This window comes from Mesorhizobium sp. M4B.F.Ca.ET.017.02.2.1 (genome assembly GCF_003998955.1).
In the GTDB taxonomy this organism is placed as follows: domain Bacteria; phylum Pseudomonadota; class Alphaproteobacteria; order Rhizobiales; family Rhizobiaceae; genus Mesorhizobium; species Mesorhizobium abyssinicae.
In genome coordinates, this window is sequence record NZ_RZOF01000133.1 from 1 (window position 1) to 14,896 (window position 14,896).

10 protein-coding genes and 2 pseudogenes are annotated in these 14,896 nt (G+C 61.5%); 9 read left to right on the forward strand and 3 right to left on the reverse strand.

Features of this window, described 5'->3' with window-relative positions; translation table 11 throughout:
- A partial coding sequence (locus EN738_RS17355; RefSeq protein WP_127284748.1) for a glycosyltransferase occupies window positions 1-1,012 on the forward strand: 1,012 nt, incomplete at its 5' end.
- A 35-nt stretch (window positions 1,013-1,047) separates the two neighbouring features.
- On the opposite strand, the gene EN738_RS36335 is transcribed toward EN738_RS17355, so the two are convergent.
- A complete protein-coding gene (locus EN738_RS36335) occupies window positions 1,048-1,719 on the reverse strand; it encodes a class I SAM-dependent methyltransferase (RefSeq protein WP_127284749.1) in 672 nt (223 codons plus the stop codon).
- Between the two features lie 264 nt (window positions 1,720-1,983).
- Between EN738_RS36335 and EN738_RS17365 the strand changes: the two genes are divergently transcribed.
- The 3 genes from EN738_RS17365 to EN738_RS17375 all read left to right on the forward strand — a co-directional run bounded on the left by EN738_RS17365 (window position 1,984) and on the right by EN738_RS17375 (window position 6,328).
- Window positions 1,984-4,698 carry an ABC transporter ATP-binding protein gene (locus EN738_RS17365; RefSeq protein ID WP_127284750.1) on the forward strand — a complete coding sequence of 905 codons (2,715 nt, stop codon included), beginning with the start codon at window positions 1,984-1,986 and terminating at the stop codon, window positions 4,696-4,698.
- 191 nt (window positions 4,699-4,889) lie between these two features.
- The gene (locus tag EN738_RS17370) at window positions 4,890-5,345 is read left to right on the forward strand and encodes a cyclic nucleotide-binding domain-containing protein (RefSeq protein WP_127284751.1); all 456 of its coding nucleotides are present in this window, start codon (window positions 4,890-4,892) and stop codon (window positions 5,343-5,345) included.
- A 128-nt stretch (window positions 5,346-5,473) separates the two neighbouring features.
- The gene (locus tag EN738_RS17375) at window positions 5,474-6,328 is read left to right on the forward strand and encodes an MBL fold metallo-hydrolase (RefSeq protein WP_127284752.1); all 855 of its coding nucleotides are present in this window, start codon (window positions 5,474-5,476) and stop codon (window positions 6,326-6,328) included.
- A 1-nt stretch (window position 6,329) separates the two neighbouring features.
- On the opposite strand, the gene EN738_RS36340 is transcribed toward EN738_RS17375, so the two are convergent.
- Together EN738_RS36340 and EN738_RS17385 are read right to left on the reverse strand one after the other, a co-directional pair.
- Window positions 6,330-7,094, reverse strand: coding sequence for a polysaccharide deacetylase family protein (locus EN738_RS36340; RefSeq protein WP_127284753.1), 765 nt, complete (start codon window positions 7,092-7,094; stop codon window positions 6,330-6,332).
- Window positions 7,091-8,179 (reverse strand): glycosyltransferase family 4 protein, encoded by a 1,089-nt coding sequence (locus EN738_RS17385; protein ID WP_127284754.1) that lies wholly within the window; start codon window positions 8,177-8,179, stop codon window positions 7,091-7,093. Before EN738_RS17385 ends, EN738_RS36340 begins: the two co-directional genes overlap by 4 nt.
- A gap of 93 nt (window positions 8,180-8,272) precedes the next feature.
- Here EN738_RS17385 and EN738_RS17390 point away from each other — a divergent pair.
- The 5 genes and pseudogenes from EN738_RS17390 to EN738_RS17410 all read left to right on the forward strand — a co-directional run.
- Window positions 8,273-9,438, forward strand: a pseudogene (locus EN738_RS17390) (DUF3095 domain-containing protein).
- 108 nt (window positions 9,439-9,546) lie between these two features.
- Complete coding sequence (locus EN738_RS17395) at window positions 9,547-10,890, forward strand: nucleotide sugar dehydrogenase (protein WP_127284755.1); 1,344 nt, start codon at window positions 9,547-9,549, stop codon at window positions 10,888-10,890.
- Between the two features lie 259 nt (window positions 10,891-11,149).
- Window positions 11,150-12,490, forward strand: a complete 1,341-nt coding sequence (locus EN738_RS17400) for an adenylate/guanylate cyclase domain-containing protein (protein WP_127284756.1) — start codon at window positions 11,150-11,152, stop codon at window positions 12,488-12,490.
- Between the two features lie 145 nt (window positions 12,491-12,635).
- Window positions 12,636-14,531 (forward strand): ABC transporter ATP-binding protein, encoded by a 1,896-nt coding sequence (locus tag EN738_RS17405; protein ID WP_127284757.1) that lies wholly within the window; start codon window positions 12,636-12,638, stop codon window positions 14,529-14,531.
- Window positions 14,528-14,896: pseudogene (locus EN738_RS17410) on the forward strand (ABC transporter substrate-binding protein); the annotation flags it as partial. The gene EN738_RS17405 and the pseudogene EN738_RS17410, both read left to right, overlap by 4 nt.

Sequence of the window (14,896 nt, forward strand, 5' to 3'; positions counted from 1 at the left end):
GTTCCCGGGACCGGGGGTAAAGTCGGTAATCCTGCCACCTGTCACCTCAAGTGATGAAGGATTTTCCGGCCTTGTCGACCTGCAAGGCAAACCCATCGACGATGATTTCAAGAAGCGGCGTTCAGAGATGCTGCTGCAGGCATTTCGGGATTGCAGGCCTGATATCGTCATGATCGAGGCGTTTCCATTTGGACGCCGGCAGATGCGTTTCGAACTCATGCCGCTGATCGAGGCCATCGACGCGACATCGCCCAGGCCGCTGTTGGCGACGTCTGTCCGTGATATCCTTCAGGAGCGCGTCAAGCCGGGCCGAAACGAGGAAACGGTCGATCTTATCAACAGGCATTTCGACCTTGTCATGGTTCACGGCGATCCGGCTTTCGCAACCATCGACAAGACATTTCCACTGGCTGGGGCGATCACAGCCGAGGTCACCTACACGGGGCTCGTTGCCGCGCCGCCACCGCCCGCGGCCTCCGAGCGCTTCGACGTTCTGGTGTCGGTTGGCGGCGGCGCTGCCGGAAAACACCTGGTCAGCTCCGCCATCGCCGCCGAAAGGAATGCCAACAACGCTTGGAAATGGTGTTTGATCACCGGCCCAAACTTGCCGAAAGACGAATTTGACGCGATCGCGCACGATGCCACGCCGGGGCTGTCCATCTTCCGGTTCCGCGAGGATTTCGCCAGCCTGCTGACCGGCGCCCGCCTGTCGGTCTCGCAGGCGGGTTACAACACGGTCTGCGATGTCCTGCGCGCCGGTTGCCGCTCCCTGCTGGTTCCATTTGCAGCCGGTGGGGAAACCGAACAAACGGTTCGCGCCCTGATGCTCGAAGAACTCGGTCTTGCAACGGTGCTGACGGAACAGGACTTAACGCCTGAAGGTTTGGCGCAAGCGATCGAACAGGCGCTTGGGGCGCCGACGCCATCCGCGCATCGCCTCGACCTGGAAGGCGCGCATCACGCGGCGCAAATCCTGCGCGAGCGGCATCGAACCTGGTCCCTAAGATCCTAACGCGAGTCGCGTCCGTTAGAGTCGCGCAAAGCGCTTCAGACAGTTCCAATCAGCATGAAGCGCGTATATTTCTTTGTCGGCAACTCGCCGGAGAACCTGATCTCCCGCAGCGCGGCCATGGCTTCGAAGGCTGCCAGTGAAGCCACGCAGTTGATGTGCGTCGGCTCGCTGAAATAGTCGTTCGACTGCAGCAGGACAGTCGTGCCGCGCGGAAGCAAAGCAAGCCAGGCGCCGAGATCGGCTATGTGTTCGCAGCTTGTATTGACCACCAGGTCGGGTTGCCCGGCCGCATAGTCGAGTGCGTACATATCGTCCGTCAGCGCCCGGAACCGGTCGCCGGCTTCCCGGTTGAGGGTCATGGCCACCGCGCCGACTTCGGGATCGATGTCGATGCTATCGACCGCCGCTATGTCGAAACGGGCGTCGTTGAAAAGCATTGCCGGCAATACGCCGTACCATCCACCCAGCACCCATATGCGCTCGAACCGGCCGCCGCAGCTTTCGAAAAGCCTGTCGAGCGCCCACATCTTGCAGGCGACCTGTTTGTGGTTGAAGGCGTTGGCGATGTCGGCCCGCGGATGCTTGGCGATGACGCGCGCCAGCCCGCTCACGAGAGGGTGGTTGACATAGGCAGCAATTCCCCGCGTAAGGTCCAGGGCCTGCTCGTGCCCGTCCAAGGCGGCATTGCGTGGTTGCGTGACATCCATCATAGTCGTCTTGTAGGGTGGGATTTCGGGCGACACAACGCAATCTTGCCCCCCGCAAGGCTGTTTGATCCGGGACGTGATTATGCTGTTAGCCGCTTCGCCATTGCCCGGAGAGGGCCGGTTGCATCTGTCCGGACCGAAGGCGTCCTGGGTGGGCTGCGGCTGCGAGCTTGTCTTTGGCGACGAAGACCTTGCCGATGCGCCCTTCGCCGGCAGGTGCTCTCACATCCTGCATCCTTCCAGCTGAAGGACCCACAGTCGCATATGGAACCCAGCCTAGCCCGCTATATCTGGAGGCACACCAGGAAGCAGCAGCTCTGGATATTGATGATCGTCCTGCTTTCGATGATCCCGTATTTCATGTCCTTCGACCTGCCGAAGCTGATCGTCAACGGCCCGATCCAAGGCAAGGGCTTCGAGCAACCGGGCGCCACCCAGCCATTCATGAGACTGCACTATGACCTGCCGTTCATTGGCGAGGTCCAGTTCTTCTCCGGCTTTCAGCTCGACCGCTCTGCAACGCTGCTTGCCCTAAGCGTCGTGTTCCTGTTGCTGGTCGTCATCAACGGCTTGTTCAAACTCTACATCAACACCTACAAGGGCCGCCTCGGCGAACGCATGCTGCGGCGTATCCGCTTCGATCTGGTTGATCGAGTGCTGCGGTTTCCGCCGTTTTACTTCAAACGGGTGAAATCCGCCGAAGTGGCGACCATGGTGAAGGACGAGGTGGAGCCGCTGGGCGGGTTCATCGGCGACGCCTTCCTGCAGCCGGTGCTGCTCGGCGGCCAGGCGCTGACGGCCATGCTGTTCATCATGGTCCAGAATTTCTGGCTCGGAACGATAGCGGTCGTGATCGTGGTGATCCAGATCGTGCTGATCCCGCGAATGCGGCGGCGGCTGATCGTGCTCGGTCGCGAACGGCAGCTGACGGCGCGCGCGCTTTCGGGCCGGGTTGGCGAAATCGTCGACGGCATCGGCGCGGTTCACGTCCACGACACCTCGAACTACGAGCGCGCCGACATAGCTGCCCGGCTCGGGCTCATCTTCAAGATCCGCTTCGATCTTTACCAATGGAAATTCATGGTAAAGTTCCTCAACAATTTTCTCGCGCAGCTGACGCCCTTCCTGTTCTACATGATCGGCGGGTATCTGGTCATCGAGGGGCGGCTGGACGTCGGCCAGCTCGTGGCCGTGATCGGCGCCTACAAGGACCTGCCCGGACCGATGAAGGAACTGATCGACTGGGATCAGGCGCGGCAGGATGTCCAGGTCAAATATCAGCAAGTCGTCGAACAGTTCACCGTCGACGGTGTCATTGCGCCGACAATCGGGGCATTGACGATCGACGCCCCCGGGCCGATGACCGGCCCGCTGTCGGCGATCGGTCTGTCGATAGCGGACGATGGCGGTGCATTGCTCCTCGACCGTATCTCCCTCCAGGTCAAGCCGGGTGAGACGGTGGCGCTGGTCAGTACCGCAACAGGTGGAGCGGAGGCGCTGGCGGAAGCCTTCGCGCGGCTGAACCGGCCGAAAGGCGGCAAGGTCGCTTCGGGCGCCCACGACCTGCTTGAACTCCCCGAAGCGGTGACCGGCCGGCGCATGTCCTATGCCTCGTCGGATGTTTTCCTGTTCCAGGCAAGCCTCCGCGACAACCTGCTCTACGGGTTGAAGCATGCGCCGCTGACATCGGTGACTTATGACGGCGCTGCGGCAGACCAGCGCCGCTGGAACATCCACGAGGCGCGCCGGTCGGGCAATCCCGATCATGATATCCAAAGCGACTGGATCGACTACGCTTCCGCCGGCGCTACCGGCCCGCACGACCTCTTTGGAGCCGTGCGCCGGGTGCTCGACGCGGTTATTCTGTCGCGCGACATTCTGGATCTTGGCCTGCGCTCTTCGGCCGACCTGACGCGTCACACGGAGCTTGCCAGGCGAATCGTCGAACTGCGTGCGGCGCTGCGAACGCGGCTGGAACACGAAGGGCTGAGCGGACTGGTGGTTCCTTTCGAACCGGGCGCCTACAACAAGGAAGCAACGATCGGCCAGAACCTGCTCTTCGGCGCTGCCGCCGGCCCCGAACTGGCCGACAGGGCTCTGGCGGCCAATCCGTATTTTGCTTCTGTGCTGAGCCAGGCCGGCCTCGACCGCACGCTCTACGAAATGGGCATGGAGATCGCAGACCAGGCGATCGAGCTGTTTGCCGACCTGCCGCCCGATCACCAGTTCTTCCAGCAGCTCGCCTTCATGAGCGCCGAGGAGATCCCCGCCTACGAAACCTTGCTGCAACGGCTCAAGAACCGTCCCTACGAGGCGGTCTCAGAGAACGATCGCGCCATGATCGTCACCTTGAGCTTTGCCTATATCGAGCCCCGGCATCGCTTCGGCCTGCTGAGCGACGAGCTGATGAGCAAGATCGTGGCTGCGCGCAATGGATTCTATGAAAACCTTCCGCCCGAGCTGCAGAATGCGGTCGAACGGTATGATCCCGCCAAATACATCGCCGCGGCTACCGTCATGGACAATGTCCTGTTCGGCCGCGTGGGCAACAACCATCCCGACGCGCCGGACCGCATACGCTCCATCGTCTATGACATTCTTGACGAGCTGGGGCTTTATGCCGAAGTTCTGGATGTCGGTCTGGACTTCAATGTCGGTTCCGGCGGCAGGCGGCTGACCGGTGGACAGCGACAGAAGCTCGACGTCGCCCGGGCCCTGCTCAAGCGTCCCGATTTTCTCATTCTCAACCGGCCGCTGTCGGCGCTCGACCAGCGTATGCAGGACAAGGTGCTGCAAAACGTGCTCGAGGAGGCCAGACGCGACGGCCATTCGCCGGCAATTGTGTGGGTGGTGACGAATCCGGCAATGGGGATGATGTTCGATCGCGTTGTCGTCTTCGACTCGGGCCAATTGGTTGAAGACGGAACACACGAGACACTTTTGGCGGAGAGCGGTATCTTCAAGGAACTGCTATCATAGAGCATTGGACATTCAGATGGGATCATTCTGCCGGTGGGAACTTGTGGCAAGGTCAAGGGATTCGGGTTTCCGGCTGATCGGGCCCGCCACCTTTCGCGTGGTTCGTCCCGCCACCCGGAAACAGAATTGATCCTATCTGGGGGTGGGTTGTTCTAGTCTCGCAGACGTGAGTTTTGGGAAGGTTCGCGACAATGCTGCTCAAGGATGAGGTTGGAATGCTGCAACGCGTTCCCTTGTTCTCTGGCATAGAGCCGACAAAGCTCAAGCTGCTTGCGTTCACATCCGATCGCGTGAGCTACGCCGCCGGCCAGATCCTTTTCCGGCAGGGTGATGAGGGAGATGCGGCCTATGTCATCCTTTCAGGCAGGGCGGATATTCTGGTCGATTCCGACAGCGGACCGATAAAAGTTGCCGAATTGCTGCCAAATTCGATCGTTGGCGAGATCGCCATATTGTGCAACAGCTCCCGCACGGCCACCGTCAGAGCCGCAAGTCCGGTTGAAGCCTTGAGAATTCACAAGGATCATTTCCTGAGGCTTATGAAGGAGTTCCCGGAAATGACCATCGAGATGGTTCGGGTTCTTGCCGATCGCCTGAGCCATACGACCGCGGATCTGATCGACGCGCGAAGCGCCAATAACGAATGAATTGCGCTCGATCCTTGCCGTCGTGATGGCACGGGCCTCTCACGGACAAGGTCATCAGGAGGAAAACCTTTCTCGCCTAGCAGCAGTTGTTTGGCTACGATGGCCGAGGGGGACTACGAAGGGCTTGCATGGACGACGACGTTTTCCTGGTCAGGTTTTGGGGCGTGCGCGGCAGCATTTCGGTATCGGGGCCAGAATTCTCTCGCTATGGCGGCAACACAATCTGCATCGAGATGCGATGCGGCAAGCATACGCTTCTATTCGACGCGGGCTCTGGCCTGCGGCCTGCCGGCTGGGCGCTTCGGGCGTCGGGCGTGACCGATTTCGACCTGTTTTTCACGCATTGTCATTACGATCACATCATCGGGCTGCCGGCCTTTAAGCCGATGTATGACCGGAGCGTCAAACTCAGGCTTTGGTCCGGGCATCTTGCGGGACGCATGACGACCCGGCAGATGGTCGATGAGTTCATGCGGCCGCCCTGGTTTCCGGTGAGACTGGATGTCTGCAAGGCAAGCCTCGACTATCGCGATTTCGTATCCGGAGACGTGCTTCGGCCGCGCCAAGGAGTGGTGGTCCGAACCGGCAGTCTCACCCATCCCGGTGGCTGCATAGGCTACCGGGTCGAATGGGGTGGCCGCGTCGTGGCGGTGATCACAGACACCGAGCACGAGCCGGGCCAGCTCGATCAGGCGATCCTCGATCTCATCGAGGATGCCGACCTCGTCATTTACGATTGCACCTACACCGAAGAGGAAATGGAGCGCTATCGCGGTAACGGGCACTCGACATGGCAACAGGGCGTCAAGCTCTGTGAGGCTGCCGGCGCGCGGGGGCTTGCGCTGTTTCACCACGATCCGTCGCGCACCGACGATCAGTTGGACGAGATGGAGAAATTGGCCAAAGACAGGTTTGCAGGCGCTTTTGCCGCGCGGGATGGCCAGACGCTCGAATTTCCCGTCTCATCGCATAAAAAGCGCTGAGCTATTTTCCTTTGCCGGCGCTGCGCCCGATCAATGTCCTGATCGGAAGCCATGCGCAGCCTTCAGCCTGTGCGGTGACTGCGAACAGCCGTTCGAGGAAAAGCCAGGCCGATTCATCATGTACGAGATGGTGGGTGAGCAGGCCGACCGGTTCGCCGCCATCGAATGCCTGCTGCAGTTGCGCGACGATAGCCTGAACCAACAGGCCATGATCGCGGCAACCGCGCGTGCCATGCCAATCCATGATGTCGACATTGCTGTTGATGACCGCCAGCGAAGCCGGCTTCGGCGGCCCATAGACCGACAATGCCGTAAATCCTATCGATCCAAGGTCGGAAACCAGGCCGGCGTCGATCCTGTTCCAGGGTGGCACCAGCATCGGAACGGCACGTGCGCCATGCAGGCCGGTTACGTGCGACAGCCCGCGCGCCAGGTCATCGAGCACCGCCTCGCGCGGCCGATGCGGGCCGAGCTCCTGCTTTTTCTGGTCCTCTGGCGCATGATTCCGGTGCGCCCAGCCATGGATTGCGACCGTGGCATGCGGCGCCTCGTCAAGCCGGACGACAAGCTTCTCATCAGTCCGGGCCGGAATCACGGCCAGGGTGACCGGAACCGCGAATTCACCGGTGAGGCGGAGCAGCCGGTCAAGCGCGGGCGTCGGATCCACGGCGTCATCGTCGCGCAGCCAGAACTCTGCCTTGCGGCCCGCCCGTTGCCAGCGCGCTAGGTCTTCCACCAGGGGTTGCCAGATCCGATCGGGTGTCATGAAACCGGGATCTTCGCAAGAAGTTCGGTCAGACACGCAGCCGCCGCACCGAGGGAACGCTCTTCGAGGGTGAAGCGTCTGGCTTCCGCGGCCATGATGGTTCTTTCGTCGTTCCGGGTCAGGAGCCTTTCAATGGCGGAAGCGAATGCCGCCACATCGCCCGGCGGGGTGAGAAACCCGGTCTGGCCATCCCGCACGACCTCCGGCACGCCGGCGATGTCCTGGGCTACCACCGGAAGGCCGGCGGCCTGTGCTTCAAGATAGGCAATGCCATAGGCCTCGCCGAAACCCGGCCAGACGTAAATTCCCCCACCGTAGAGGACATCCGGCACGGCGGCTGGCTCAATCGCGCCAAGCCATTCGACGCGGTCGGCGGGCAGGCCCGCGAATTGTGCCTTGACCTCTTCACGCGCAGGCCCGTCCCCGACGACCGAGATGGTCCAGGGCAGGTGGCCGATCGAGCCGAGCGCTTGCGCCAGCATGTGATAGCTTTCGAGTTTGTCGCCCGGGCGCATCATGGCGACGGTAACGAGGCGCGTCGGACAGCCCCGTGTCGGCGTTTCCCGGAATGCCGATGTGTCGATGAAGGGCGAAAGCATGCCCAGAGCGGCATCGGGTATCGCCTCTGCCAGTCCCTGACGATCCCTTTGCGTGAAGCAGATGTTCAGCGCCGCCTGTTCGACGGCTCGCACCACCGACGCTTGCGCATCGGCCCACAAGCCGGTGTTGCGCCGCCTCGAATAGGAGGCTTCCGCTGTCACATAGGGGACGGCAAAGGCCGATGCCAGCTCTGGCCCGATCAGGTCGGGCGCCTTGTAATAGGGATGATAGGTGAACCAGAGACCGGGTTTGCCGTCACGATCCCAAAGCCTTGCCAGCCGCGCGGCTTCCGCTCGGGCCTCGATCTTGAGCGCATGGAAACTTTTCGACTCCGGTTCGCGTAGATAGAAGCGCAATTCGGAAGCCAGTTCGACGCTATGCCCGCCGCGCTCCAGCGCCTTGACCAGCGCCCTTGCCATCTGGCGGTCGCCGGAGGCAACGGGATGATTGAGTGACTTCAGCGGCGCGTAGAAGGCAATTCGCATTTCCGGACCCTATCATCGCAAAGCCAGCGCAAGTCAATTTCGCAGCACGATCGACTTCACCTTCAAGCAGTGGAAATGTGCTATCTCATGCTCATGGAAACAGCCGCCGCGTCCGACCCGTTTGTCGCTTCTCTGCCGGTCTTCGCCAAGTTCGAAAGCGTTGCCGATATCGACAACTATCGGCCTCTCCCCGATGGCTGGGCGCTGGCCACGGCCGACATCGTCGGCTCGACCAAGGCGATCGAGGCTGGGCGCTACAAGACCGTCAACATGGCCGGCGCCAGCGTCATTTCGGCGCTGCTCAATGCGCTGGGCCGGCAAGACCTTCCCTTTGTCTTCGGCGGCGACGGCGCGCTGGTGGCGTTTCCCGGCTCGGCGCTGGAGGTTACCCGCAACGCGCTGGCGGATGTGCAGAGATGGGTGGCGGACGAACTGGACCTGACCCTGCGTGCCGCAATCGTGCCGATAAAAGACATAAGGGCGCAAGGCCGCGACGTTCGCGTGGCGAGATTTCAAGCCTCCGAAGCGGTCTTCTATGCGATGTTCGCCGGCGGTGGCGGCAGTTGGGCGGAAGCCGAGATGAAAGCGGGGCGCTACCGCATCGATCCTGCGCCGGCTGGCGCGCGGCCGGATCTGACCGGCCTCTCCTGCCGCTGGAACCCGATCGAAGCCCGGCACGGCGAAATCGTCTCGATCATAGCCATACCGGGGGCGTCGCGCGACTTGCGCGGTTTTCAGTTTCTGGCGTCTGACATCATCGCCCTTGCCGGCAGGCAGGAACGCGATGGCCACCCGGTACCGGTGAACGGGCCGGACTACAGTCTGCTGCCTGCCGGCCTCGATATCGAGGCGCGCGCCACGGCGCCGGCAGGACGGCGCTGGCTAACGAAGCTGTGGGTGATGTTATGTTCCTGATGACGCTCACGGCTGTCACCGACAGATATGGCTGGACAATCGGCAGTTTCGATCCGAAGGTCTACAAACGCGACGTGGCCAGCAATTCGGATTTCCGGAAGTTCGACGACGGCTTGAAGATGACCATCGACGTCGACGCGGATGTGTTGCAACGGATCGAGAACCGGCTGAAGCAGGCGGAAGAGGCGGGCATCTGCAACTATGGCCTGCACCGCCAGAAGTCGGCCTTGATGACATGCCTCGTCGCCTCGCCGCTGCAGCGCGATCACCTTCATTTCATCGATGGCGCGGCCGGCGGCTATGCGAAGGCTGCCGCCAGCCTAAAGGCGAAGGTGCCGGTTTGATGACGGGGTTGCGGAAATCGATCCTGGGCAATATGCCTCGGCCGTGGTTCCTAGTGAGCCTCGCCACGGGAACGGACCGCCTGTCCGAATTGACGGGAAAGCAGATTTTTGGACGCCTCGCGATCGATATATGACCGTCTTCTAGACCGGATTTCGACCCGCGCCGCGCAAGTCGGCGTGATCGGACTGGGCTATGTCGGGTTGCCGCTGGCGGTTGCGATCGCACGCGCCGGCTTTCCGGTTTTCGGCTTCGATATCGAAGCCCAGAAGGTCGAGAGCCTGAACAACGGCCAATCCTACATCGAGGCAGTGACGTCGACTGCCCTTGCCGACCAGGTGGCGGGCGGACGGTTCCGCGCCACTGCGGATTTTGCCGAACTGGCCGTCTGCGATGTCATCATCATCTGCGTTCCGACACCGTTGACGAAACACCGTGAGCCGGATCTCTCCTTTGTCAGGAACACCGCAAGCACCATTGCGAAGCATCTGCGTGTCGGCCACCTGATCGTGCTGGAATCGACCACCTATCCCGGCACCACTGACGACGTGATCAAGCCGATACTGGAAGAAACCGGCTTGCAGTCGAAGATAGACTTCTTCCTCGGCTTCTCGCCCGAGCGCGAGGATCCCGGCAACCGCAGCTTTGAAGTCGCGACGATCCCCAAGGTCGTGGCAGGCGATGGCATGGAAGCGGCGAGGCTCGTGCAGGCTTTCTACCAGGGCGTGGTCAAGACCGTCGTTCCGGTCTCCACCACCGCGACGGCCGAGGCGGTCAAGCTGACGGAAAACATCTTCCGATCGGTCAACATAGCGCTCGTCAACGAGTTGAAGGTCGTGTTCGACGCGATGGGCATCGATATCTGGGAGGTGATCGAGGCGGCAAAGAGCAAGCCCTTCGGATACATGCCCTTCTATCCTGGCCCCGGACTTGGCGGGCACTGCGTTCCGATCGATCCCTTCTACCTGACGTGGAAGGCGCGCGAATACGAACTGCCGACCCGCTTCATCGAGCTGGCGGCAGAGATCAACACGGCCATGCCGCACCGCGTGGTCGATGAACTGGCGAAGGCGCTGGACCGGCGCTGCGGCAAGGCGCTCAGCCGCTCGCGCATTCTCATCATCGGGCTGGCCTACAAGAAGAATGTGCCCGACATCCGCGAAAGCCCCTCGCTGCGGCTCATTGAGCTTATTGAGGAACGGGGCGGCAAGGCGGAATTCCACGACCCGCATGTCACCGAGATTCCGGCCACGCGGGAGCATATGGCGATCAAGGGGCGCCGCTCGGTCGAATTGACCGAGGCGGCCTTGAAGGATTTCGATGCTGTCGTCGTTGCAACCGACCACGACGCGATCGACTATCGGACGATCGCTGATCACGCCCTTCTGATCGTCGACACACGCAATGTTTTTGGCCGCCTCGGGCTGGCCCGCGAGAAAGTGGTGAAGGCCTGACAGCGTCCAAGCCGGCGAATTTTCTGCCCGATGTCAGGATCGTGGTTGCACTCCGAAGGCAGCTTCGCCACATAACGCCCAGAACACAGATGCAGTTACGTCTGCTGCCGCAAGGACAGTCATCAGGGAAATTCTTCGCCGCTTTTGCCGCCGAAGCAGGTCTCGTTGACTTCGGGGGATTATCCTTGGGGTCGTTGGCGGACTGTTTTATGGCGGATCAAACGACAAGGGCTCCGTCTTCGACGGGTTGCGAGATAGCATGAGCACAGCGCAGGCAGAAATTTCCACCATTCTCATGGATAAGGTTGCCGATTGGCTGAACCAATCGGCGCTGGCGGGCAGCGACCTGGAAACATTGGTAAAAGGCTTTTGCGAGCGGCTGGCTGCTGCCGGCCTGCCGCTGAAGCGGGTGCATCTGAGCTTTTCGATGCTGCATCCGCTTTATGATGCGCTTGGCTTCACCTGGGTTCGCGGCCAGGGCATGGAAGTGGAAGGCTTCCGCGTTGAGCCCGGCGAGCCGTCCGACAGATTCCTGACCAGCCCGTACTACCATCTGCTCAGCAACAAGCTCGACCATCTGCGTCGCCGGATCGACCCGTCATTGCCGCCGGAGTTTCCGATTTTCGGTGAACTCGCGCTTATGGGCGTCACCGACTACATGGCTTTCGTCCATCCCTTCAGCGACGACACCAGTCAGGGCATGATCGGGTCGTGGTCCACCGACGGCACTGCAGGCTTCAGCGACAGCATGATTTCAGCGTTACTTCGCATCCAGAGCCATCTCGCGATCGCAACCAAGATGGCGGTGCTCACCAAGCTCGCCGACAACATGATGACCACCTATCTCGGCGGCGACGCTGGCAGGCGCGTGCTTGACGGTCAGATCAGGCGCGGCGAGGGCGATACGATCCGGGCCGCACTGGTCATGGGCGACATGCGCGGGTCGACAAGGCTTGCCGCAACCTCGGGCCGCGAAATCTATATCGATACGCTGAACCAGTTTTTTGACGCCGTTGCCGCACCTTTCAATCGCAAAGGCGGGCAGATCATGAGTTTTATCGGGGACGGGTTTATTGCCGTGTACCCCTGCGAAAGGCACCGCTCGCAGTCCGAGATCGCCTGCCAGGCTGCTCTTGCGGCAGCGCACCAGGCTAGCGCGCGGGTCATGGATCTCAATCTGCGCCGAAAGCAGCAGGGGTTGTCCGACATAAAATTTGGCATCGGCCTGCATGTCGGCAATGTGATGTTCGGCAATGTCGGGCTTACCGACCGGCTCACATTCTCTGTCTTCGGCTCGGCTGTAAACGAGGTCCAGCGCCTCCAGATCCTGACCAAGAAATATCCGCACAGCGTTCTCGCCAGCAAGGACTTCGCCAGCTATTGCGGCGCAAACAGCTGGCTGACGCTGGGCCATGAGGAGCTGACCGGCATCAAGCAGAAGCTGACGGTGCTTTCACCCGATCTGTCGGGTGCGCTCACGCTCGATGAAGACGGTGCGATGGAGACGATTCACGATCGAAAATCGGAGGCCGAGCAGGTCATGCTGCTGCATCGCGATGCCGCCCGGCTGTCGGCGGGCGACCCGAGCAAGCTCCAGTAGGCGCCACGAACCAACCCGAACGCCCTTGGCAGGCGGTCCGGTCGCCGGCGCCGCCGCTGGCGACCGCTTCGAATCCAAGTTGCTCTAGGCTGGCAATACGCTAGTCTCGCTTTCTGGAAGTTGCCAGAGTGGGGCTGGTTTAAGAATGAATTCAGGTGTTGACCTGCTGCGGATCGAGGATGTTGGCATCTCTTTTGCCATTATCGGCGGGCCGTTGCATGCCGTCAGGCGCGCAAACCTTCGCGTCCTGCCGGGTAAGGTTACCGCGCTTGTGGGCGAGTCGGGTTCCGGAAAATCGGTTCTCAGCCAGGCGGTGATGGGCATTTTGCCGAACACAGCCCATGTTCGCGGCCGTATCCTGTTTTCCGATCCTGAAAAGCCCGGCACGACGCAGGATATCCTGCAGATGTCGCGCGACGGACCTGAAATCCGGGCGTTGAGAGGCAGCCGCATCGGCAAGATATTTCAGGAGCCGATGACATCGCTGTCGCCGTTGCACACGATCGGCAACCAGGTCAGCGAATCCCTGCAGATTCATACGCCCATGGCTCGGGCGGAGCGCAAGGCGCGGACCGAGGAAATGCTCAGCCTTGTCGGCTTTCCCAATCCCAAGCGCGCCTATGACATGTATCCGTTCGAACTATCGGGAGGACTGCGTCAGCGCGCCATGATCGCCATGGCGCTTGTCTGCCGGCCCGCTCTGTTGATCGCCGACGAGCCGACGACGGCGTTGGACGTCACCATCCAGGCGCAAATCCTGCAATTGCTGCGCGAGCTTCAGAGCAAGCTGAACATGGCGATGCTGCTGATCACGCACGACCTTGGCGTGGTCGCCAATGTCGCCGACGAGGTGGTGGTTATGTACCATGGCGAGATCATGGAAGCGGGACCTGTCGAGGCGATATTCCGCCGGCCGGGCCATCCCTACCTGAAGGGCCTGATGGCTGCCGTACCGCATTTCGACCTGAAGCCCGGCGAAAGGCTGAAGGCGCTGCGCGAGGTGCCGGTGAATGTCGGGAACCTGCTCGGCAAGCAGACGGCGCCGGCGTCCACGGGGCCGGACGACATCCTGCTGTCGGTCAGGGATCTGACAAAGACCTTCACCATCCGCAAATCCGGATGGTTCGGCGGGGATCATCAAACCTCCATTCGCGCCGTAGACGGCGTGAGCTTCGATATCAGGCGGGGTGAGTGCCTGGGTCTGGTCGGCGAAAGCGGCTCCGGCAAAACCACTGTCAGCAAGATCCTCATGCGGGCCGTCACCCCCAGCGGCGGCTCTGTGATCTTCAATGGCCGCGATGGCCCAATCGACGTCTTGGGAGGCGAGGGAGACGCCCTGCGCCTGCTGCGCGCGAAAATCCAGATGGTTTTCCAGGATCCGGTTTCGTCGCTTTCACCGCGCATGACGGTGGAGAACATCTTGAGCGAGCCGCTGGAGATCCATCAACGTGGCAATGCCGCGTCCCGGCTCGCAACGGTCAAGAGCCTGATGCAGGCGATCGGGCTCGATCCGCGCTTCATCAAGCGTTATCCGCACAGTTTCTCCGGCGGGCAGCGTCAGCGTATCGGCATCGCGCGGGCCTTGGCGCTGGGGCCTGAACTCCTGATCTGCGACGAGCCGGTTTCGGCGCTCGACGTCTCTGTCCAGGCGCAGATCCTGAACCTTCTGAAGGACCTGCAGAAGGAACTGGGCCTGACCTACCTGTTCATATCCCACAACCTCGCGGTGGTGGACTACATGGCAGACCGCATCGCGGTGATGTGCGGCGGGCGTATTGTCGAGCTTGCGCCGCGCGAAATCCTGCTCAGGAAGCCGATCCACCCTTACACGCGCTCACTGGTCGCTGCGGTGCCTTTTCCCGATCTCGACAGGCCGATGGATTTCAGGACCCTGAAGCTCAGCGGCGCTTCCGACACCAGCGCATGGGGACCGCAACTCCGCGACGAGGGCGACGAGAATGTGCTGTCGCCGCTCGATCTTGGCGGCGGCCACCTCGTGCTGGCCCGACGTTCGGCCGATGTCAGCGAGCTACGCCATTGATCAGCCGGCGCACAGTCCTTGGGCTCATGGCTTCGGCAATTCTGCCGGGCACGGTGCGCGCCGGCGATCTGGAGCCGGATTTTCTTCAGCCACGGCTGAAGGCCAGGTCGCTGCCGGCACTCGCCGAACGCCTGCCCAAGCGCCCGCGCGCGTTGAATCTCGCTGCGATGGGCCGGCAGCCCGGCCAGTATGGCGGCACGCTGCGTACGATCATCGGCAGCCAGAAAGATATCCGGATGATGACCATCTACGGATACGCTCGCCTGGTCGGCTATGACGAGAAGCTTAACTTGCAAGCCGATATTCTCGAAAGTTTCGACGTGGCGGATGATCGCGTCTTCACTTTCAAGATACGGGAAGGACAC